This window comes from Ruegeria sp. AO1, from assembly GCF_056535985.1.
The window spans coordinates 2,310,811-2,330,366 of record NZ_JBQFJC010000001.1 but is presented as its reverse complement, the minus strand read 5'-3'; the positions used below and the strand labels follow the sequence as shown (position 1 = coordinate 2,330,366).

At 59.6% G+C, this 19,556-nt stretch carries 21 protein-coding genes; 13 read left to right on the top strand and 8 right to left on the bottom strand.

Annotation, left to right across the window (positions count from 1 at the left end):
• Nucleotides 1-2: 2 nt before the first annotated feature.
• The 3 genes from ACR3FB_RS11525 to ACR3FB_RS11515 are packed head-to-tail and all read left to right on the top strand — an operon-like array spanning nucleotide 3 to nucleotide 2,091.
• Complete coding sequence (locus tag ACR3FB_RS11525) at nucleotides 3-683, top strand: molecular chaperone DjiA (RefSeq protein WP_170471776.1); 681 nt, start codon at nucleotides 3-5, stop codon at nucleotides 681-683.
• Nucleotides 684-686: 3 nt separating this feature from the next.
• The gene (locus ACR3FB_RS11520) at nucleotides 687-1,679 is read left to right on the top strand and encodes an endonuclease/exonuclease/phosphatase family protein (RefSeq protein ID WP_480563717.1); all 993 of its coding nucleotides are present in this window, start codon (nucleotides 687-689) and stop codon (nucleotides 1,677-1,679) included.
• A 37-nt stretch (nucleotides 1,680-1,716) separates the two neighbouring features.
• Complete coding sequence (locus tag ACR3FB_RS11515; RefSeq protein ID WP_170639407.1) at nucleotides 1,717-2,091, top strand: hypothetical protein; 375 nt, start codon at nucleotides 1,717-1,719, stop codon at nucleotides 2,089-2,091.
• 7 nt (nucleotides 2,092-2,098) lie between these two features.
• On the opposite strand, the gene ACR3FB_RS11510 is transcribed toward ACR3FB_RS11515, so the two are convergent.
• From ACR3FB_RS11510 to ACR3FB_RS11490, 5 genes are all read right to left on the bottom strand, one after another.
• The gene (locus tag ACR3FB_RS11510) at nucleotides 2,099-3,643 is read right to left on the bottom strand and encodes a Ppx/GppA family phosphatase (protein ID WP_425083792.1); all 1,545 of its coding nucleotides are present in this window, start codon (nucleotides 3,641-3,643) and stop codon (nucleotides 2,099-2,101) included.
• Between the two features lie 49 nt (nucleotides 3,644-3,692).
• The gene (locus tag ACR3FB_RS11505) at nucleotides 3,693-4,382 is read right to left on the bottom strand and encodes a P-loop NTPase family protein (RefSeq protein ID WP_425083791.1); all 690 of its coding nucleotides are present in this window, start codon (nucleotides 4,380-4,382) and stop codon (nucleotides 3,693-3,695) included.
• Nucleotides 4,383-5,456, bottom strand: coding sequence for an AI-2E family transporter (locus ACR3FB_RS11500; protein WP_170378059.1), 1,074 nt, complete (start codon nucleotides 5,454-5,456; stop codon nucleotides 4,383-4,385). It abuts the gene before it with no gap.
• 89 nt (nucleotides 5,457-5,545) lie between these two features.
• Complete coding sequence (locus ACR3FB_RS11495) at nucleotides 5,546-6,520, bottom strand: isopenicillin N synthase family dioxygenase (protein ID WP_480563720.1); 975 nt, start codon at nucleotides 6,518-6,520, stop codon at nucleotides 5,546-5,548.
• Entirely contained in the window at nucleotides 6,520-7,884 is a 1,365-nt protein-coding gene (locus tag ACR3FB_RS11490; RefSeq protein WP_480563723.1) for an FAD-dependent oxidoreductase, read from the bottom strand. The genes ACR3FB_RS11495 and ACR3FB_RS11490 overlap by 1 nt, the downstream gene beginning before the upstream one ends.
• Nucleotides 7,885-8,052: 168 nt before the next feature.
• On the opposite strand from ACR3FB_RS11490, the gene proS reads away from it, so the two are divergent.
• Together proS and ACR3FB_RS11480 are read left to right on the top strand one after the other, a co-directional pair.
• A complete protein-coding gene (proS, locus tag ACR3FB_RS11485) occupies nucleotides 8,053-9,393 on the top strand; it encodes a proline--tRNA ligase (protein ID WP_480563726.1) in 1,341 nt (446 codons plus the stop codon).
• A complete protein-coding gene (locus tag ACR3FB_RS11480; RefSeq protein ID WP_480563729.1) occupies nucleotides 9,377-10,258 on the top strand; it encodes a glycosyltransferase family 2 protein in 882 nt (293 codons plus the stop codon). Before proS ends, ACR3FB_RS11480 begins: the two co-directional genes overlap by 17 nt.
• On the opposite strand, the gene ACR3FB_RS11475 is transcribed toward ACR3FB_RS11480, so the two are convergent.
• Entirely contained in the window at nucleotides 10,255-10,611 is a 357-nt protein-coding gene (locus ACR3FB_RS11475) for a hypothetical protein (protein ID WP_480563731.1), read from the bottom strand. The two genes, ACR3FB_RS11480 and ACR3FB_RS11475, sit on opposite strands and share 4 nt — an antisense overlap.
• 241 nt (nucleotides 10,612-10,852) lie before the next feature.
• Between ACR3FB_RS11475 and ACR3FB_RS11470 the strand changes: the two genes are divergently transcribed.
• The 3 genes from ACR3FB_RS11470 (at nucleotide 10,853) to ACR3FB_RS11460 (ending at nucleotide 13,983) form a co-directional block, all read left to right on the top strand.
• The gene (locus tag ACR3FB_RS11470; RefSeq protein ID WP_480563733.1) at nucleotides 10,853-11,929 is read left to right on the top strand and encodes a DUF6492 family protein; all 1,077 of its coding nucleotides are present in this window, start codon (nucleotides 10,853-10,855) and stop codon (nucleotides 11,927-11,929) included.
• Nucleotides 11,930-12,008: 79 nt separating this feature from the next.
• A complete protein-coding gene (locus ACR3FB_RS11465) occupies nucleotides 12,009-13,304 on the top strand; it encodes a lipoprotein-releasing ABC transporter permease subunit (RefSeq protein WP_480563735.1) in 1,296 nt (431 codons plus the stop codon).
• Nucleotides 13,297-13,983, top strand: a complete 687-nt coding sequence (locus ACR3FB_RS11460) for an ABC transporter ATP-binding protein (protein WP_480563737.1) — start codon at nucleotides 13,297-13,299, stop codon at nucleotides 13,981-13,983. Before ACR3FB_RS11465 ends, ACR3FB_RS11460 begins: the two co-directional genes overlap by 8 nt.
• Here the strand turns inward: ACR3FB_RS11460 and ACR3FB_RS11455 are convergent.
• Nucleotides 13,967-14,404, bottom strand: a complete 438-nt coding sequence (locus ACR3FB_RS11455) for a DMT family transporter (protein WP_480563739.1) — start codon at nucleotides 14,402-14,404, stop codon at nucleotides 13,967-13,969. The genes ACR3FB_RS11460 and ACR3FB_RS11455 overlap by 17 nt on opposite strands.
• 98 nt (nucleotides 14,405-14,502) lie before the next feature.
• On the opposite strand from ACR3FB_RS11455, the gene ACR3FB_RS11450 reads away from it, so the two are divergent.
• Entirely contained in the window at nucleotides 14,503-14,907 is a 405-nt protein-coding gene (locus ACR3FB_RS11450) for a c-type cytochrome (protein WP_170461977.1), read from the top strand.
• Between the two features lie 3 nt (nucleotides 14,908-14,910).
• Here ACR3FB_RS11450 and ACR3FB_RS11445 read toward each other — a convergent pair whose 3' ends face one another.
• Nucleotides 14,911-15,597: a hypothetical protein gene (locus ACR3FB_RS11445; protein ID WP_480563741.1), complete on the bottom strand. Its 687-nt coding sequence runs from the start codon at nucleotides 15,595-15,597 to the stop codon at nucleotides 14,911-14,913.
• Between the two features lie 141 nt (nucleotides 15,598-15,738).
• On the opposite strand from ACR3FB_RS11445, the gene ACR3FB_RS11440 reads away from it, so the two are divergent.
• From ACR3FB_RS11440 to ACR3FB_RS11425, 4 genes are all read left to right on the top strand, one after another.
• Nucleotides 15,739-16,404, top strand: a complete 666-nt coding sequence (locus ACR3FB_RS11440) for an NnrU family protein (protein ID WP_480563743.1) — start codon at nucleotides 15,739-15,741, stop codon at nucleotides 16,402-16,404.
• Nucleotides 16,405-16,474: 70 nt separating this feature from the next.
• Nucleotides 16,475-16,996, top strand: coding sequence for a DUF2478 domain-containing protein (locus ACR3FB_RS11435; protein ID WP_480563745.1), 522 nt, complete (start codon nucleotides 16,475-16,477; stop codon nucleotides 16,994-16,996).
• 88 nt (nucleotides 16,997-17,084) lie between these two features.
• Complete coding sequence (locus ACR3FB_RS11430; protein ID WP_480563747.1) at nucleotides 17,085-18,332, top strand: D-arabinono-1,4-lactone oxidase; 1,248 nt, start codon at nucleotides 17,085-17,087, stop codon at nucleotides 18,330-18,332.
• Nucleotides 18,329-19,447 carry an alanine racemase gene (locus tag ACR3FB_RS11425; RefSeq protein WP_480563749.1) on the top strand — a complete coding sequence of 373 codons (1,119 nt, stop codon included), beginning with the start codon at nucleotides 18,329-18,331 and terminating at the stop codon, nucleotides 19,445-19,447. Before ACR3FB_RS11430 ends, ACR3FB_RS11425 begins: the two co-directional genes overlap by 4 nt.
• The last annotated feature ends 109 nt before the right edge of the window (nucleotides 19,448-19,556 follow it).

The window sequence follows — 19,556 nt, the reverse complement described above, 5'->3', positions numbered from 1 at the left end:
CCATGTCGATCTGGACCCGCATATCCGACGCGCTGAGCGCTCTTGCCCAAGGTGAGAGCCTGACGGCTGTTTTCGAAAAGCTACGCTCGCCGCCTGAACGCTCGGTCGCGTTTACAATTGCCGTGATCGCGCTGGGGGCCAAGATGGCCAAGGCCGATGGGCAGGTGACGCGGGATGAGGTGACGGCCTTCCGCGACGTGTTCCAGATTGCGCGCGACGATGAAGAGGGCGCGGCCCGTGTCTTCAACATGGCTCGCACCGATGTGGCAGGTTATCAGGACTATGCCCGGAAGATCGCGCGTATGTTCTCGGAAGACAGCACCACCCTGTGTGACCTGATGGAGGGGCTGTTCCATATCGCCATGGCCGACGGGTTCTATCACCCGAACGAGAACGAGTTTCTGGAAGAGGTCAGCCGCATTTTCGGACAGACGGATGCTCAGTTTCTGGCCCTGCGTGCGCGGTTCGTGCCAGATGCGCCGAACGACCCTTATGTGGTTCTGGGCGTCTCGCGCGATATGCCGATCGCTGAGATCCGCAAGGTTTGGCGCAAGCTCGTGCGCGAAACCCATCCCGATGCGATGATGTCGCGTGGTGTTCCGGAAGAGGCGATCCGCCTGGCCGAGAAGAAGATGATCGATATCAACCGCGCCTGGGATGAGATCAACGGCGCGACGGTTTAGGTGATGCGTCTGGCGACCTACAATATCGAATGGTTTGCCAACCTGTTTGATCGCAATGACAGACTGATCGTCGACGACAGCTGGTCAGGTCGGCATGACGTGACCAAGGCCCAGCAGGTCGAGGCGATCGCCAAGGTTCTCACCGCGATTGACGCGGATGCGGTTCTGGTCGTCGAAGCGCCGAATACGGGCAAACGGCAGAACACGGTGCGCGCGTTGCAGGCATTTGCCGAGGTTTTTGACCTTCGCACCTCGCAGGCGATCATGGGATTTCCCAATGACACGCATCAGGAACTCGCGCTTCTCTACGACCCGGAGGTTCTGTCGGTTCGCCATGACCCAAGGGCGGCAGATGACGCCCCGCGCTTTGACGCGGAGTTTCGCATAGATCTGGACGTGGATGCGACGCAAGACGTGGTAGAGTTTTCCAAGCCGCCAATGGAGCTGTCGGTCCAGACCAAAGCGGGGTTTGAGTTCCGCCTGATCGGCGCGCACCTGAAATCCAAGGCTCCGCATGGGGCAGGGTCACGGGATGAGGCGATCCGTATCTCGATCGCCAACCGCCGCAAGCAGTTGGCACAGGCGATCTGGTTGTCCCGTCGGGTCGCACATCACTTGACTGAGGATGATCCAGTGATCCTGTTGGGTGACTTAAATGACGGCCCCGGTCTGGATGAGTTTGAACATCTCTTCGGGCGCTCCTCGGTCGAGATTCTGTTGCAGGCGGGTCTCTTTGATCCCCATGCGGCTACGGCGTATGGGCCGCGTCCCGGATCGGTGCCCGCGACGGCGCGGTTTGCGCGACCCGAGAACGGCACGTTCCTTGAGGCGTTGCTGGACTACATCATGATCAGCGAGGATTTGCAGTCTCAGCGACCTGTCTGGCGCATCTGGCATCCGTTTCGAGATGCTGCCTGCTGGGCCAAACCTGACCTACGAGAGGCCCTTTTGACCGCGTCGGATCACTTTCCGGTCACGTTGGATTTTGAGCTGTGACCTTTCAACTGGGCGCGGAAAGGCTTACATTCAGCATATGAAACATATTCTGATGATCGGCGCGATGGTAGCCGCTTTTGCGCTGCCTGCAGCGGCCGAGGAAGAAGATGCCCCAACGCTGATGGAGCAGGGGGCCGAGTTGTTTTTCGAGGGCCTGCGACGCGAGATGGAGCCGGCTTTGGATGAATTGCTTGGCCTTGCAGATCAATTTGGCCCCGCAATGCAATCCTTCATGCAGGAGATGGGACCCGCGCTGGCAGAACTCGCCGCCGAGGTAAAGGATTGGAGCGTCTACGAGATGCCCGAAATCCTACCCAATGGCGACATCATCATCCGCAAGAAACAGACCGAAGATGCGCCTGAAACACCCGAAGCTCTGCCGGAGGCCCCGGACGGAGCCACGGACATCTAGGGGCAGCTCAGCCCTTGATGACCACACGCACTTCGGATTTCAGGGCATTTGCCAGTGAATTCAGGCGGGACTCGGCGACTTCGTTGAACAGGGGCTGCACGGATTTGGGCAGCACCAGATCAAGCTCACGCTTTTTGGGATAAAAGCGTAGCTTGCCCACATGTGCATCGCTGTCCATGCACAACATGGCCCCGAACCGCATAGCCTTGCCCAGAATCTCGGCCTGTTTTTGGTCCTTTTCATCCAGCAGCTCGTAGAGCGGCGCAAATCGGTTGCCCTCGCGTTTGTTGCGATAGCGATGTTGCAGCGCAAGGCCGATGAATACGCGTTCGGAGTGTTTCAGCCCCCCGAGATTGGCGCGGGTGACATAGTCGAAACAGACCTCGGCCCGGTAATCAGGATGCGCGCGCCAGCTGACATCATGCAAAAGGCAGGCGGCCTTGATCAGACGGACCTGCGTCGCAGGCGCAGATTTGAACAGAGGCATCACAAAATCAAAGAGCGTGCGGCCCATACCGGGCAGGCGGGCGTCTTTCGCCTCGGAAAACCGGCTGGCCTCGATCAGGGGGTCGCGGTCGCGCTGTTCCTGCGACATCTGCTCATACAGCAGCCCTTCTCGGATGCCATAGCTTGAGATCGCGATATCCTTAGGCTTGAAGGTGCGGATCAGCCGCGCAAGCACGTCCATCGCATAAGGGATCAGCGCCATACGAGAGCTTGAAACCCCGGCCTGACTGCGCAGTTTGTCATGATCGTTCGTGTCGATGAACTTGATCGTCTCGCGCACTTGCTTGGTGGTCATGCGGTATTCGTGCAGGACGTTCAGCGGATAGCCCCGCCGCAGCATGTCCAGTCGTGCAAAGGCACGCCAGCTGCCGCCCACCAGAAACAGCCGGTCGCGCTGCTGACCCATCTGGCTGTGCAGCTCTTCCATTGTGGATTTTATATGGGCCTTGCGCGCCCGCCGCCCGCCCTTGATGTCGCGCAGCTTCAGCGGACCAAGGGCCGAGGTCACGCGACGGCCGACATCGCCGCCTCCGATCTCGGCCAATTCCATCGACGAGCCGCCTATGTCGCAGATCAAACCGTAGGCACCGGGCCAGCCCAGCATAACGCCTTGGGCTGACAGGCGCGCCTCTTCCTGACCGTCGATCACAGCCACATGCAGGCCGGTTTTGGATTTCACGTCCTGACAGAATTCGGGCCCGTCTTTCGCCTCACGTACGGCGGCGGTGGCTACGACATGCAGCCCCGGCAGGCCGAGGTCCTCTGCGATCCGCTGAAAGCGCTGCAGGGCGGCCATCGCCCTCTCACGCCCACGGGGGTTCAAGTGGCCGGTTTCGGACAGTCCCGCGCCTAGCTCGCACATGACCTTTTCGTTGTAGAAATAGGCTGGTGACCGCGCCGCGCCATCAAAGACCACCATTCGGACTGAGTTCGACCCGACATCGACCACGCCTACACGTGACAGCGCCCTTGTGCCGGGGTCGTCGAACAGAGGTCTTCCGAAAGGCCCCCAATCAGGAATGTCGGTTTCGACGGTCTGGTCCATGTCTTACCCAGAAATTTCGCTGTCAGAATGCGCAATTGGCGCGCTTGGGTCAATCATTCGGTTCGCCATCGTCAGGGTCCATTTTCAAGACTTGGATCGCCAAGGCACGCGTGATATCCCGTTTCTCGGACAGCGCGAAATCGTCCAGCTGTGCGACCACATCGGCGGCGGTTTCAAAGCGTCGATCCATATGCTTGACCAGATAGGCAATCACCTCGGGGCCGGGGTTCAGCTGCCGGTCGACAAACAGTTTCGCAAGCACCGCGCAGAGTAGCGCATCATCCGGTGGATCAAGCGCCACGTGATGCGCGCCCTCGACCCGGCTTTGTAGATCCGCCAGCGGCATTTGCCAAAATTTCGGCGCCAGACGACCCGTCATCAGCAGGGCGTGACCCTCGGCCAGAACAAGGTTGTGCAGGTGAAACAGCACTTTCTGCTGCTCGATATCACCTGCGATCATCGGAACGTCTTCAACCGCAATCGGGCTACGCGCCAGATCGGGCACGTCCTCGTAGCGCAGCCCCTGGGCTTTGATGATGCGCCCGCCGGTTTCGGCGGCCCAGACATGAGCCAGGTGGGTCTTTCCCGCGCCCGCCGGGCCGCTCAGCACCAGTTTGTTGCCGGGCCATGAGGTGGCCGAGATCATCGCAACCGCAAGCGCATTCGCCGGAGAGACAAAGAAATCTTCTCGCCCCAGCGCGGTTATGGCGGGCAAATCGAAGCTTAATTGTCGAGCCATTTACGCGTTGTCCTGATCCTGGCTTTCGAGGCCGGTATATAGGCGGCTATCCAGATAAACCGACGTCCCGAACCGCGCCAGCACACCCAAAGCTGCCGCGACTGGAACGGCGACCAGCATTCCTACAAAGCCGAAAAGTGCACCAAAGACCGACAAGGCCAGCAACAGCCAGACCGGGTGTAGGCCGACCGAGTCGCCGACTAGCTTAGGCGTAAGGAAGTTGCCCTCTGTCACCTGTCCCAGCGCAAAGATACCTGCGACTAGCCCGATATGCGCCCAATCCCCCCAGAACTGGAACAGCGCCAGCCCAATGGCCAAAGTGCCGCCGATCAACGCGCCGAGATAGGGTATGAAGGTCACCAGCCCGGCGATGAAGCCGACGATCAGGCCGAATTGTAGCCCGACAAGCATCAGGGCGACCGCGTAGTAAGTGCCAAGGATCAGACAGACTGTGCCCATGCCCCGAACGAATGAGGCCAGCACGTTGTCGATCTCACCGGCAAGACGTTTGATGGTAGGGGCGTGGTCGCGGGGCAGCAGCTCTCCAATCCGGGCGACCATGCGGTCCCAATCCAGCAGCAGGTAGACCGAGACGACAGGCACGATGACAAGCAGCACCACCACGTTGATTGCCGAGCCAAGCGAGGCCACAACGGATTCCAGCACATCCCCAGTCTTGGATTTCAGCGTCTCACCCAGCCCGACGAGGAACTGGTGCGAGCTGGATTCGCGGTCTAGAATCGACGGGAATTGCTTCTCGATGAAGGCGCGCAGCTCCTGGAACAGGCTGGGCACTATGTCGACCAGGTCGATCAACTGCGTGACCAGAGCTGGCACAACCATCAGAATCGCAAGCACAAATCCAAGGACGCCGACCACGGTGATGATCCCGGTGGCAGCCATCCGCGACAACCCCAGCTTTTCCAGCCGATCGGCGACGGGGTCGAGGAAATAGGCGATTGCGCCGCCGATCACGAAGGGCAGAAGCACGTCGCCCAAGGCCCACAGGATCACGACAAAGACAACCGTGGCGATGCCCCAGTATCTCAGCTGATCCTTAACCGGCAAAGCCATGGCGCATCCCTTTGTTGCACAGCGTTGCCATGTTCTTGGCCCATGACGCGCGGCGATGCAAGCGGTTCATGGGCCTCGGTTTCTGCGGGTCAGTCGGTCAGCGTGCCAAGTTCCGGAGTATCCCCTGTCGCGGTCTCGTCCGGCCAGTTGGTGCGCCAGATTTCAGCGGACCAATGGCCGCAATGCACGGCGGGGCGGTCAAAGCCGGGCAGGGCGGGTAGTAGAGGCTCAACAACCACATCATGACGCGGAACGGCGAAATAGGGGAACGAGTACCGCTCGCGCCCTGATCGGTTGACGACGCGGTGCGGCGTGGATTTCAATCGACCGCCCGACCAAAGTTCCAGCATGTCGCCGATATTGACGACAAAGCCGCCCGGCGGGCAGTCGGGCGTGATCCAGTCTCCGGTGCGGGTTTGTACCTCGAGCCCTCCGACGGGATCGGGGGCGATGATGGTCAGCGCGTCCGTGTCCTTGTGCGGATGAATGCCATAGCCGCCCTCATCTGGCGCCTGCGGAGGGTAGTGGAGCAGGGTCATGTTGGTCATCGGGTCGCGGAACGCGTCGCGCAATTGGCGTTCCGGCAAACCCAGTCCGGTTTCGAGCGCTGCGAGCAGAAGGTCTGCCACGTCATCCAGCATCGACCAGTAGGTCAGGATGACATCGCGTGACCCCGGCACTTCGACCGGCCAGATGTTTGGGCCATACAGCCCGCAATCTTCACGGATTGCAGCATCAGCGTCGACTTCGTGATGCAGCTTGTAGCCTTCGTATTTGTCGGCTTTGCCCGAGCCGTCATTTGGCGTGAAGAACCCCATCGGGATAAACCCGCGATAGTTCTCGCGGGTGATGGCTTGTTTCCATTTTGAGGCCTCTTCGACCGCAAAGATCGCGCGCGCCGTGTCGCGCACCTTATCAACAGTAGCCTCGGGAACGCCAGTGCCCGTGATCGATAGGAAACCGATCTCAGTGCAGGCTTCCATGATCTGCTGCACGGTTTGGTCCCGGTCGGCATGCGTGGCGTCGCGAAGTGGGTTGAGGTCGATTGTCGGAACGTAGTCCATCAGTGAATCCTGACGCCTTGACGGTCCAGTTCAGCGTGAACAGGGGTAAGGTTCATGCTGTGCAGCTCCTGGTTGCTTTTCAGTGACAAGGCTGCCGCGATGCCGGCCCCTTGTCCCATGACCGCGCAGCACGCCATGTTGCGCGTTGCCGCATGGGCCACTTTGTCGGCCCCGTGTGAGCGTCCGGCAACCAAAAGCCCCTTGATCCCTTTGGGAAGCATCGAGCGATAGGGCACTTGCATATAGCGGCCGGTGGTCGGCAGGATCAGGATGCCGTAGCCGTCGATGAACTCGGGATAGATGCCAATCGTATCCTCAAACCGGCCCTGATGGCGCGTGTCATTTTCGGTCATATTGTAGACTGCGTCGATCTTTCGAGTGTCGCGGATGCCGATGGTCATCCCGAAATTCCGCAGCCGAGCGTTTTCGCAACCGGGCATGAAGCGACGCAGCGCCTCGATGGCGAGCATGGATTGACGCCGGCCTTCGATCTCACCCTTTGTGAGGCTGTCGGGGTCGGTGCCGTCGATTTCAGCCAGATGGATGAGGTTCATATAGGTCAGCTCACCCGTGTCGTGCATCGCGCCCCAGGTGCCTGCGATGGTGTTCAGATGAGGCGGGATCAACCCCTCATCAATTGCCTGCTGGAAAGGCTTGTGAACGAAGGGAGAGAACATGTCGTCCTCTTTGCCCGAGGTTTCGATGTTCCATTCGCCACCACCGCCCCAGTCTTTATAGGTCTGGGGGTCGGCCTTGACGCCTTCCATAAAGGCGCGTTTGTCTACACCGGCGAGATGGAACATGACCGAAGCGGCCATCATATCCTCTCTCGCGGTTTTGTGTGTGGGGGCACCGGCGCGATGGGCGACATCTGCGTCGCCGGTCGCGTCGATCACGACCTTGGCCAGAACCGCCTCGCGCCCGGCTTTGGATTCGGTGATGATGCCGGTGATCCGGTCACCCTCCATGATGGGGGCGACGAACTGACGGTGCAGCATCGGATGCACACCCGCTTCTTCGACCAACTTGTCGGCCACCAGCTTGAACCCTTCGCTGTCCAGCTCATAGCTGAGCGACTGACTTTCCGGCACTGCGGCGCCCATGTCTTTGGCGCGGGTCTCGAACTCCATGCCGATGCCCCCGGCCTCGACTGTTTGTTCGTGGCGGTACCAGGCGAATCCTTCGACCCCCACGGCGGTGATATTACCGCCCATGCAGCCGAAACGATCGACCAGCGACACTTCGGCCCCTGCGCGTGCGGCAGCCAAGGCGGCGGCCAGACCAGCGGGGCCGGAGCCGACGACCAGAACATCCGTTTGGTGAACAACGGGGATTTGACGGGCGGGTTCCGAGATTGTCTGCATCGGGGCCTCATGATTTTAAATTTCCGTCACATTTGAAGTTCCTGATTGGCGGGTCAATAAAAAATGCGACGGACCTGAGGTCGCAAAATCACCAATGGCCGATTGCCCCCGGCGGGGGTTTGGCATAATCACCTTGAAAAGCTCAAATCCACCTTTGAAGGTCACCCAATGCGCCTTAGCCGTTACTTTCTGCCCGTTCTCAAGGAAAACCCCTCCGAGGCCCAGATCGTCAGCCACCGGCTGATGTTGCGCGCCGGGATGATAAAGCAGGCTGCTGCCGGCATCTATTCCTGGCTGCCGTTGGGCTTCAAAGTCCTGCGCAAGCTGGAAAGCATTGTACATGAGGAACAGGCGCGGGCAGGCCATATCGCGATCCAGATGCCAATCTTGCAATCGGCGGACCTGTGGCGCGAGTCTGGCCGCTATGATGACTACGGGCAAGAGATGTTGCGGATGCAGGACCGCCATGGTCGCGACATGCTGTATACGCCCACGGCCGAGGAACTGGTGACCGACATCTTCCGCGGCCATGTCAGCAGCTACAAGGACCTGCCGCTGACCCTCTACCAAATCCAGTGGAAGTTCCGCGATGAAATCCGCCCGCGTTTCGGTGTGATGCGGGGGCGCGAATTCTACATGAAGGACGGTTACAATTTCGACCTGACCAAGGAAGACGCGCTGCACGCCTACAACCGCCATCTGGTGAGCTACCTGCGCACTTACGAACGTATGGGCCTGCAGGCGATCCCGATGCGCGCCGATTCCGGCCCCATCGGCGGCGATGACACCCACGAGTTCCTGGTTCTGGCCGACACTGGTGAATCCGAGGTCTTCTATGACAGCGCCGTCACTGATCTGACCTTTGGCGACCGTCAGATCGACTATGATGACCGCGCGCAATGTCAGGCGATTTTGGAAGAGTTCACCTCAAAATACGCGCGCACGGACGAAACCCATGATGAGGCGCTTTTCAACCAGATCCCTGAAGAGCGCCGCCGCGTGGCGCGCGGGATCGAAGTGGGGCAGATCTTTTACTTCGGCACCAAGTACTCGGAAGCCATGGGCGCGACCGTTCAAGGCCCCGATGGCAAGCCAGTTCCGGTTCACATGGGTAGCCATGGTATCGGCGTCAGCCGACTGATCGGCGCGATCATCGAGGCCAGCCACGATGACAAAGGTATCATCTGGCCCGAGGGCGTGACGCCGTTCCATTGCGGCATCGTCAATCTGAAACAGGGCGATGAAGAGGCGGATGCGGCCTGTGACAAGCTCTATGGTGCTCTGACCGCTCTGGGCCTTGAGCCCCTCTACGACGACCGCAACGAGCGGGCAGGGGGCAAGTTCGCCACCATGGACCTGATCGGTCTGCCATGGCGCATCACCGTCGGACCGCGCGGCCTGAAAAACGGTGTGGTCGAACTGACCTGCCGCCGCACAGGCGAAAGCGAAGAGTTGAGCCCCGAAGCCGCCGTAACCAAAATCGCCGGGATTTATGAGCAGATCGCCTGATCCGCTCATCTCGGTCATCACCGCGACCTACAACCTGCTGTCCCAGGGGCGGCAGGACAGTTTCAAAGGCGTTGTCGATTGCATGCAGCGTCAGAATTGCGCACGGGCCGAGCACATAATTCAAGACGGTGCCTCAACCGACGGCACCGTTGCTCTATTGCACGAGTTGACCGAAGGGATGCCGCGCACGACCGTGATCAGTGAACCGGATGGCGGTTTGTATGACGCGATGAACAAGGGCGCGCAGGCAGCAAAGGGTGAGTACCTTTTGTTCCTGAACTCAGACGACTCGCTGGCCTCGGATGATATTCTCAACCAAGCCGCAGAGCGGCTGGAGGCGACCAAGCCTGACTTCCTATATGGCTCAACGCTGCGCCGGTATGAGGATGGTGGTGAGACGATGGAAAAGCGCATGTCGCTGAAAGCCATCCTGCAGCGTATGCCATTCTGCCACAACTCGGTCTTCATTCGTATTGATGTGTTTCAGGCGCTGGGCGGGCACGATAGCCAATTCCGTATTGCTGCCGACTATGACCTGATGCTGCGCCTGATTGGCTCGGGCTATCAGGGTGAGCGTATGGATGAGCCGATCTCACTGTTCTGGGATCGTGGCGCGACCAGTGATCAGGACGCGACCGGCAAGGATTACGCTCGGGTCTGGATGAACTACTACGCGGGATTCAAAGCCGCGACAGCCCTGAGTCTGGATGATTTCGCCGGGTTCTATCGACGTGGCCACATGCCGGCTCGTCTGATCTGGGAGCTCTTACGGCGACCCGACACACCCGAGCCGATCAAGATCGCCGCGCGCCACAGTCTGGCAAAAACCCTGCGCCGATCCGTTCAGTTCTGGCGCAGCTACTAGGCCCGTACGATCGGACGAGTAGTCAGAATGTCGCCGTCTGCGTCGTTCCCGCGGGCCACAACGATCGGACGCCCCATGCGGCGCACCAGCTCGCGAAGCTCAAAGCCCAGAAACCGGATCCCACAGACGCGTGCGCCGGTGTCGCGATCAGTGACGCACAGGCGCCCTTCGCGAAAGGCAAGGCGATAGCCTTTGTCCCTTAGGACCTCGGCCAAATTGTTCCAGCTAACTGCGCTTGCAAAGATCGGACGGATCGCAGCACGAAGCAGTGCCGCAGTTTCACAATCCAAATCTGATGAAGGTTTGTGGGCCAAAATCGGGCCCGTCCCAAGTGTTGTATTTTGAATATTCATGAGCGACCCCCGCTCTTTCAAATGTGTTCCCCCAAAGTCAGGGTGACAAAGTTTCTGATATTAAGCAAAAAGCGAAATAAAATTACTCAATTGTTGTGGCATTTTGAGTTCAGTGCCTCACGCAATGCCGATATTGACTTCATAGCTGAAACAATAGCGGCCTGTCTGTGAAGGTCGTCACAACCTCTGGTGTAACCAATTGGCGGGCAAGACTACTTTTACCCTGCCAAAGGACCGGCAAGTGATTCGTTTCGATCTTGAGGCAGTGCAATTTGACCTCGGCGGATTTGCTGATAGACGAGGGCACGCCCCAGAGAAAGGCCGCAGGTTCGTGCTGAGTTTCGCCACTATCGTCTATTCTAAGGATTATCCGCTGCTGCGGCTTCAGGCGTTGTCTATGGCCCGGTTTGTTGCGCCGGATCAGGTGGCCTCGATCCATGTTATTCTGAACGATGTAGATGAGGTCGGATTGGCAGCGAAGATCGAACCGATCCTGAAGCACTACGGCCCGCTGCGCCCTAAGGTGCGGATTTTGAAGGGCGAAGAGGTGTTGCTGGGCGAGGGGCACACTTCTCGACGACCGCTAAATGATCGGATATTGATCGAAAACCGCTATCGCCTGCCGCTGATCCGCAAAGGCGGATGGAGGGGCAACAATGGCTACCGCATGCAACAGGTGCTGAAACTGGGCGCGGCGCGGGTGGCAGAGGCCGAGAACATCGTCATTCTCGACACCAAGAACCTATTCCTGCGATCGTTCGAAGAAGGCGAGTTCTTCTCCCCCCAAGGACCAGCCCGCATTCAGTTCATGCCAGTACACAGCGACTATCACCGCAATTGGTTGCTCCAGAGCCTTGAAGCTTTGGGTGTTGAACAAACGCTGACGGACGACCTGCGTACCACGACGTTTTCAACGCCCTTTCCGGTACGCCGGACGCTGATCCTTTCGCTGCTTGATGAGATCAATACACGCTACGGCTCGGTTCAGGCGCTGTTTGCGTCTAAGCGGCGGCCATCGGAGTTCATGTTGATGAACGCCTTTTGTCTGAAGTCACCTGATGGCTATGCGCCCTGGTTCGAACCCGCTGACCCTGCGCATATTGGGATGTGGCCGACTTATTCCACGGATGAACTGGCTAAGCTGGTCGCGCGGCTGCAGGACGACAGATCGCTGACCCTCGGGCTGCACAACAGGGCGGTTGCAAACTTGCCAGAGGATTTGCGCGGGCAAGTCTATGCGGCCCTTGAAACGCGTGGCATATGCGATCGCCACGTGACCGAAGAGGTTCTGCAGCAAACTTCCGCGCTTTCGAGCTGACCCATAAGGACAAGCGGCTTGACCCTCGGGCGAAATGCCGAAAGGGTCGCGCCAAACCAGAAAATAACCCGGAGCAGGCATGGCCAAAACACCCCCGCCTTTCGCCCCTTTTGAATGGAAGATCGCCTGGCGCTACCTACGTGCGCGTCGGGCCGAGGGCGGCGTCAGCGTGATGACCTGGATCTCGCTGATCGGGATCACGCTGGCTGTTTTTGCCCTGATTGCGACCCTAGCGGTGCGCTCGGGGTTCCGGGCTGAATTCGTTGGCACCATTCTGGGGGCTAACGCACATGTGACCGTCTATTCCTCGGGTGAGATCGACGCGCAAGGACGGGTTGACCGGACCATTGCGGATTTTGAGGATCGTACGGCGCGTCTGGCGCAGGTGCCCGGCGTTGAGAGGGTTGCGCCCTTGGTCAAAGGGCAGGTGCTGATCACCAACCGCGACCGCAGCAGTGGGGTTCAGGTCTTTGGGATGCGACCGGACGATCTGCGCGACTTGCCGGGGATTGCGGAAAGCGAAGAAACGGTTGGCGATCTGTCCCAGTTCCAGACGGGCGAAGACGTTATAGCCATCGGTTCAGGCGTGGCCCGTAGCATTGGTGCCACCGTTGGCGATACCGTCAAACTGACTTCGCCCAACGGTGTCAAAACCGCCTTTGGAACGTCGCCACGGGTGAATGCATATCGCGTTGTCTACGTGTTCTCGGCCGGGCGCTACGATATCGACCGCACGCGGGTTTACATGCCGTTCTCGCAGGCGCAGAGTTTCTTCAATCGTGAGGGCGTCGCCGACGAGATCGAGGTCATGGTCGAACGCCCCGAAGACCTCAATCCGATCCTGATCCCCATCCTTGAAGCCGCAGGCGAGCGCAGCCAGATCTGGACGTGGCAGGACGCCTCGGGCGGGTTCCTGAGGGCACTGGAGGTCGAGGACAACGTGATGTTCATCATCCTGTCGATCCTTGTTTTGATTGCGGCAATGAATATCGTCTCGGGCCTTATTATGTTGGTTAAAAACAAGGGCCGGGACATCGGAATCCTGCGCACTATTGGTCTCAGCGAGGGCTCTGTCCTGCGGGTGTTTTTCATCTGCGGCGCCTTCACGGGCATCATCGGCACGGTCATGGGGGTGATCCTGGGCTGCCTCTTCGCGCTCTATATCGACCCGATCTTTTCGTTTGTAAACTTCGCCATGGGCGGTGGTGTCTGGGATCCATCCATTCGTGGAATCTACGCTTTGCCCGCCGAACTTCACCTCAGTGACGTTCTCAAGGCGATTGGCCTGTCTCTGGGCCTGTCTTTTCTTGTCACCTATTTCCCCGCCCGCCGCGCCGCGCGGCTGAACCCGGTTGAGGCGCTGCGTTATGAATGATGTGAGCTTGCGGCTGAACGGCCTGACGAAAACCTACCTGCAGGGCACTCCGGGTGAGGTGCAGGTTTTGCGCGGGATTGATCTGGAGTTGCAGGCGGGTGAGGCTGTCGCGCTTGTTGCGCCATCGGGTGCGGGCAAGTCGACCCTTTTGCATATCGCCGGGCTGCTGGACACACCGGACAGTGGCAACGTTGAGATTGCGGGTCAGGATCTTGCAGGAAAAGGCGACCGCACACGCACGGCTGTGCGGCGTCAGGATGTCGGGTTCGTCTACCAGTTCCACCATCTGCTGCCCGAATTCACAGCGCTGGAGAACGTCACCCTGCCACAACTCGCCAACGGTGTGTCCGAGCGGGACGCGCAGGGCAGGGCGATGTCCCTGTTGGACCGCGTCGGAGTCGCCCAACGCGCCGATCACCGACCGGCGGCGCTGTCCGGGGGTGAACAGCAGAGGGTCGCGTTCTGTCGCGCTCTGGCCAACGCGCCGCGCGTTTTGCTGGCGGATGAGCCGACGGGCAACCTTGATCCGGATACGTCGGATCAGGTGTTTGAGGCCCTGATGACCTTGGTTCGCGACCAGGGCCTGTCTGCTCTGATCGCGACGCATAATCTGGACCTGGCTGCACGGATGGACCGGATCGTCAGGCTGGAAGGTGGGGTGCTCAAGCCAGTTGAGTGATCGCCACTCCGATTGCCATCACCGCAATACCTCCTGCGCGCATCAGGGTAAGTGGCGTGACCTGCGCGCCAAACAGGCCGAAATGGTCGATGGCGGCCGTGCTGATCAATTGTCCCAATAGGACAAAGAACACGGCATTGCCGACGCCGAAATGCGGCGCGACATGGGTGATCGACAGGACGTAGAAAGCGATCAGAACGCCCGCGAGCAACAGGTGTTTTGGCGCGTGCGACAATTTTGACAGCGCCTCAAAACCGGGAAAGACCACCATCACCAGTGCGGAAGACCCGAAGGCGATGGCAAACAGGATCACAGCCGCTGTGGTTGGCGAGCCAATGAGCTTGCCAAGCGCCGCGTTCAAAGCGGCTAGGATTGGGACTCCGATCCCGGCGGCCAACATGATGGCTGCGTATTGTGTCATGGCCCGAACCCTCTTTACCCGTATTCGTTGATCTGGATCATTGCGCCAAGCCGCGCAGCGGGCAACCCTGTTGACAGCAGTTGTGGTAGGAGGATGCGATGATCACAAAGCTATGTTTTGCAACGGCGTCAGCTCTGATTGCCATGTCTGTCCCCCTCTGGGCGCAGGATGCAGAGAAAGGCGCTGAGCTTTACCAGCACTATTGCGCCACCTGCCATGGGATTGATGCGACCGGCCATGGGCCGATGGCGGGTGTGCTTGTCATTCAGCCGACCAACCTGAAGACACTGGCAAATGCAGACGGTGTTTTCCCTACGGCCCGCGTGGTGGGGCGGATTGACGGGCGTGATCCGTTGGTGAGCCATGGCAGTCCGATGCCAGTTTATGGCCCGTATTTCGAAGGGCAGGACACGGCGATCAAAACGCCCGATGGGCAGCCGATCCTCACCAGCCAGCCCATCGTGGATCTGGTGGAGTATCTGAAAACCCTGCAGGACAGCTAAGCCTTAGCTGCAGATGCCTTCGATCTTTGCCTCACTCCAAGGGATTGCAATGTCCCGCTCACGGCCGGTCTGTGGCAGCGGGGACAGATCGAAGTGCTCCCCCAGCATATCGTGCAACCTTTTGGTGCGCTGCGCCTGAGGGTCCAGTGCACGACAGCAGACATATTCCTCGACAATCGCGCCCTGCTGTTCGAACCCGTAGGACAGGAAGTCGGGTGAGGTTTCCAGATCGAACAGATACGGATCCTTGCGCCCTCCATGTTCCGCTGCGGCGCGCAGGGGGTGATAGCCCGTGGTCTCGCGATTCTGCCATTGCCAGATATGGGTCAGTTCGTGCGCCAGCAGCATCGCGGCGATCAGGTTCATCTCTTCAGGGTAGTCGGACATGTAATCCTCAAGATACCAATCGCGCACGAAATAGACCTTGTTGAAAAGGGCAACGGCGGCCGGTTTTCCGGTGACTACCCCAGCCTCAACAGGGGGCAGGATGCGTTCCCGGCAGGCCTCACGCGGGCGGGCTTCGCGGAAATAGGTGACCGGCACGACAGGGGCTCCTTTGACCAGCCGGACGCTATCCAGATCCAGCGTCGTGCCTTGCACCGCGCTTGCAAAGCCGCGCTCCTGCTCGGTCAGGGGACGCCCGCAGGAAGACAGAAGCAAAAGGAGCAAAAACAGAATGCGCAAGGCCATGAGGTCAACCCTAGTGCGTCACTTGCGTTGCGCAAGGCGATTTCACGTAGACGTGGCCGTGCCGCCGCCGGTACTTGATTTGGCACAAGACCAAATCGGCACGATACCGCTACACGGGTCTAAACAACTATCAGAGAGTCCATGTCCAGTTGGGTGCCATTCATATCGGCTTTGACTGCGTTTTTCCTAAGCCACGCCATCCCCGCGCGGGCGCTGGTGAGGGCCAGGCTGATCACGGTTCTGGGGCACAAAGGGTATCTGCTGGCGTATTCGCTATTGTCCCTCGTCGTCCTTGCATGGCTGATCGTGGCCGCGGCGAACGCGCCCTATGTCGAGGTGATCCCTCCATGGCCGGTGCTGCGCTGGGTGCCGTTGGTCGTGATGCCGGTTGTATGCTGGCTCGCCGTGGCCGGACTGACCATCAGTAACCCGTTTTCCTTTGGTGGGCTGGGGAAGGCGGGCTTTGATCCGGACCGCCCCGGTATTCTGCGCACCACCCGCCATCCGCTTCTGGCGGCGCTGATGCTATGGGCAGGGGCGCATCTTCTGGCAAATGGCAGTTTGTCTCATGTGATCCTGTTTGGCCTGTTCGCCGGTTTTGCCGCGCTGGGCATGACGCTGATCGACCGCCGCACAGCCCGTACTTTGGGCAAGGACTGGCCTCGCCTGTCGCGCAACACGGCGCGGTTTTCGCTACGCGCGCCCTCACCTTGGCCGCCCATGCGCGTGTGGCTTGCCGCGCTTGCCGTATTTGCCGTTCTGATCGCCTTGCACGGTGCTGTGATCGGCGTCTCGCCACTTCCCTGACGCAAGGAGTGGTCGACCCGCGTGTCCCGTGCTATCTGGTATGCCGAAGTCTGACTTACGAGGTCCAAAAATGCATCTGGCCTATGTTACCACCACCGATCGCGGCGCGACCGACCGCTTGTTAAGCGCCGTGGCCGCACAACTGCTGGCGCGTGGTGCCAAACTGGCGGGGGTCGTGCAGACCAACACGGAATGCACCGATAGCAGCAAATGCGATATGGATGTGCAGGTTCTGCCCGATGGCGAGACCATCCGTATCTCGCAATCCCTGGGCGAGCACGCGCGTGGCTGCCGTCTGGACCCGGCGGCGCTCGAGCAGGCTGTAGGACAGGTCATGGCAACGCTAGCCGATGACCCGCAGCTGATGATCATCAACAAGTTCGGTAAACACGAGGCCGACGGTCGCGGTTTCCGCTCCGTCATCGCCGAGGCGCTGGCGCAGGACATTCCTGTTCTGCTGGGCGTGAACGGGTTGAATGATGAGAAGTTTCAGGCCTTCACGGGCGGGGCGGCAGAGCAGCTATCCCCGGATAGTGAGGCGATTGTCAGCTGGTTCGAAAAGGTTTCGGCCCAGCGGGCGGATGCCGCATAAGGGCAGCCTCACGTAGCGTAATGCGCTGATATCCTGACTTGTTTGGTTGTGCCTTGGCTGCAATCCTCTCTCTGGGAGGACAATAAGCATGTGGTCAAACTGGGCCGGGAACGAAACCGCCACCGCTCCGATTGCGCGCCCTGTGGGATTGGAACAGCTGCAGGCGACGGTGGCGGAGCCTGCAAACGTGCGGGTCGTTGGGGCAGGGCATTCCTTTACCCCAATCGTAGGCGGGGCCGAGCGGATATTGGATTTGTCGGAGTTGCATTTGCCTACGGTTGGACCGGTCGAAGATGGGCAGGTTTGGGTCAACGCAAATGCGCGTTTGCGAGATCTTTCTCCTGCTTTGGCCGAGCAGGGTGTGGCGTTCCGCAATCTGGGCGACATCAACACGCAGTCTCTGGCCGGGGCCGCGTCCACGGCTACTCATGGCACTGGTCGCACTTTGCCCTGCCTTGCGGCCGAGATTACTGATACCAAGTTCATCGGTGCGAGCGGTGACATATTGACCACTTCGCAAATCCCGCTGGAGATGGCGCAGGTGACGCTGGGCTTGCTGGGTATTCTGACCGAGGCGCGGATCAATGTCGTGCCGAAATACAGTCTGCGCCGTCAAGTCACGCTGACCGATCTGCCGGATGTCTTGGCCAACATGCATCAGAACTGGGCCGAGAACCGGAATTTCGAGTTCTTCTACATCCCCTTCACCGGCAAAGCGGTCGAGCTGCGCCACGCCCTCACCGATGCCCCCGAAAGCAAAGCACCGCGCGATCTGGATATGCTGGCGGTCAAGGTGCTGAAGCTCGCCCGAAACGCGGGACGCTTCAGTCCCGGCCTGCGCAATCTTTTGCTAAACCTGCTCACGCTGGCCCAGTCGGATGAAGACTACGTGGGCGAAAGCTGGCGGGTGCTGTGCAGCGACAGGCATATACGGTTCAAGGAGATGGAGTATCATCTACCCGCCGATATCGCTGGTGATGTGTTGGCCGAGGTCTTTCGTCGTCTGGAGCGTGACCACAAGGACATCTATTTTCCGATCGAAGTGCGCCAGACAGCAGGTGACACAGCCTGCCTGTCACCGTTTCAGGGCGGCCCGCGGATCTCGATCGCACTGCACACGGATGCGGGTGAAGATCACAGCCGCTATTTCAACGCGCTAGAGCCATTGTTTCTTGAGGCTGGAGGGCGCCCGCATTGGGGCAAGATGCACAGTCTTTCCTACAAAGACTTGTCCGGCCTGTATCCGGATTTCGACCGGTTCTGCGCCTTGCGTGAGGAATTGGACCCACAGGGCAAATTCATGACGCCCGCCTTGGCCCGGCTGTTCCAGCCGTGAGCGATCCCTACCTCACCGAGTTGTCCGAGGCCCTGCGCAAGTACGGGGTCGATCAGCCTGTCGTCGCAGTAGACCTGGATCGTGTTGAGGCAAATTGCCGGGTAGCGCAGGCCGCAGCTGACGCCGGTCTGGACCGGCGTTTGGTCGCAAAATCCCTGCCTTGTCTGCCCTTGCTGGATCATATCCGCGGGCTGATCCCCAGCTCAGGAGTGATGACCTTTTCCGAGCCTATGTTGACGGAGTTGCTGCTGGCGGAACAAAAGACAGATCATCTTATTGGAAAACCGCTGCCCGTCACCTCTGCCGCGCGCGTGTTACAGACTTGCCCGGACGCCGTGGACCGAGTGCAATGGCTGATCGACACCCCAGAACGATTGCGTGACTTTCTAACCTTGGCGGAGACAAGCCAAACGTCCGTGCGTTTGTCGCTTGAGGTGGATATCGGCCTGCATCGCGGCGGGTTGAAGGTGGATCAGCTTACCGAACTCGCGCGAGCTATCTCGGCGCATCCAAACGCGCGTTTAAGCGGGCTTATGGGGTATGAGGCGCATCTGGCGAAGCTGCCTGGTTTCCTCAAGTCCCGCGCGAGCAAGTCGAGCGCTAAGGCGTTTGCTCAAGCCGTTGCTTCGCTGCCTGAAGGTGCGGACTATTGCCTGAACACTGGCGGTAGCCTTACGTTCCAGAGCTACCGCGCACCCGGGCCAGCCACCGAGGTTGCGTTTGGCTCGATCCTCGTGAAGCCATCCGATTTCGACCACGCGACCACCACTGGCTTTCAACCGGCTGCGTTTCTGGCCACCCCTGTCCTCAAGACCATGCCGTCAAATCCTCTGCCCGGATTGGAATTCCTGCCCCAGCGCAAAACCCATTTTGCGATCTCCGGAGGGCATTTCTCCGGCCAACCCGTTCACCCCGTCGGGTTTACCTATTCCTCGGTCTTTGGGCGGTCGAGCAATCAGGAGGTTTGGACTGGCCGCCCAAGCCATGCCGTCAAACCCGGTGACATCGCGTTGATCCGCCCGAGCCAGAGCGAGGCTGTTCTGAACCTATTCGGGTCGGTTTTGGCAGTGCGAGAGGGGCAGGTGATCTCGGAATGGCCATGCTTGCCGAATTGACTCCGATAGCACAGCGAAACTTGTGCGATTTTTCAGCCGTTTTTCACCGCGAAGCGCATTGAATTCGCAAAGCTATGGGCGTAGGTCTCAACGCGTGCCGACCGCGTGT

What these genes read in the sequence shown, in the direction of transcription:
- ACR3FB_RS11525 (WP_170471776.1), top strand. Translation starts at nt 3, where the DNA reads ATGTCGATCTGGACCCGCATATCCGACGCGCTGAGCGCTCTTGCCCAA.
- ACR3FB_RS11520 (WP_480563717.1), top strand. Translation starts at nt 687, where the DNA reads ATGCGTCTGGCGACCTACAATATCGAATGGTTTGCCAACCTGTTTGAT.
- ACR3FB_RS11515 (WP_170639407.1), top strand. Translation starts at nt 1,717, where the DNA reads ATGAAACATATTCTGATGATCGGCGCGATGGTAGCCGCTTTTGCGCTG.
- ACR3FB_RS11510 (WP_425083792.1), bottom strand. Translation starts at nt 3,643, where the DNA reads ATGGACCAGACCGTCGAAACCGACATTCCTGATTGGGGGCCTTTCGGA.
- ACR3FB_RS11505 (WP_425083791.1), bottom strand. Translation starts at nt 4,382, where the DNA reads ATGGCTCGACAATTAAGCTTCGATTTGCCCGCCATAACCGCGCTGGGG.
- ACR3FB_RS11500 (WP_170378059.1), bottom strand. Translation starts at nt 5,456, where the DNA reads ATGGCTTTGCCGGTTAAGGATCAGCTGAGATACTGGGGCATCGCCACG.
- ACR3FB_RS11495 (WP_480563720.1), bottom strand. Translation starts at nt 6,520, where the DNA reads ATGGACTACGTTCCGACAATCGACCTCAACCCACTTCGCGACGCCACG.
- ACR3FB_RS11490 (WP_480563723.1), bottom strand. Translation starts at nt 7,884, where the DNA reads ATGCAGACAATCTCGGAACCCGCCCGTCAAATCCCCGTTGTTCACCAA.
- proS (WP_480563726.1), top strand. Translation starts at nt 8,053, where the DNA reads ATGCGCCTTAGCCGTTACTTTCTGCCCGTTCTCAAGGAAAACCCCTCC.
- ACR3FB_RS11480 (WP_480563729.1), top strand. Translation starts at nt 9,377, where the DNA reads ATGAGCAGATCGCCTGATCCGCTCATCTCGGTCATCACCGCGACCTAC.
- ACR3FB_RS11475 (WP_480563731.1), bottom strand. Translation starts at nt 10,611, where the DNA reads ATGAATATTCAAAATACAACACTTGGGACGGGCCCGATTTTGGCCCAC.
- ACR3FB_RS11465 (WP_480563735.1), top strand. Translation starts at nt 12,009, where the DNA reads ATGGCCAAAACACCCCCGCCTTTCGCCCCTTTTGAATGGAAGATCGCC.
- ACR3FB_RS11460 (WP_480563737.1), top strand. Translation starts at nt 13,297, where the DNA reads ATGAATGATGTGAGCTTGCGGCTGAACGGCCTGACGAAAACCTACCTG.
- ACR3FB_RS11455 (WP_480563739.1), bottom strand. Translation starts at nt 14,404, where the DNA reads ATGACACAATACGCAGCCATCATGTTGGCCGCCGGGATCGGAGTCCCA.
- ACR3FB_RS11450 (WP_170461977.1), top strand. Translation starts at nt 14,503, where the DNA reads ATGATCACAAAGCTATGTTTTGCAACGGCGTCAGCTCTGATTGCCATG.
- ACR3FB_RS11445 (WP_480563741.1), bottom strand. Translation starts at nt 15,597, where the DNA reads ATGGCCTTGCGCATTCTGTTTTTGCTCCTTTTGCTTCTGTCTTCCTGC.
- ACR3FB_RS11440 (WP_480563743.1), top strand. Translation starts at nt 15,739, where the DNA reads ATGTCCAGTTGGGTGCCATTCATATCGGCTTTGACTGCGTTTTTCCTA.
- ACR3FB_RS11435 (WP_480563745.1), top strand. Translation starts at nt 16,475, where the DNA reads ATGCATCTGGCCTATGTTACCACCACCGATCGCGGCGCGACCGACCGC.
- ACR3FB_RS11430 (WP_480563747.1), top strand. Translation starts at nt 17,085, where the DNA reads ATGTGGTCAAACTGGGCCGGGAACGAAACCGCCACCGCTCCGATTGCG.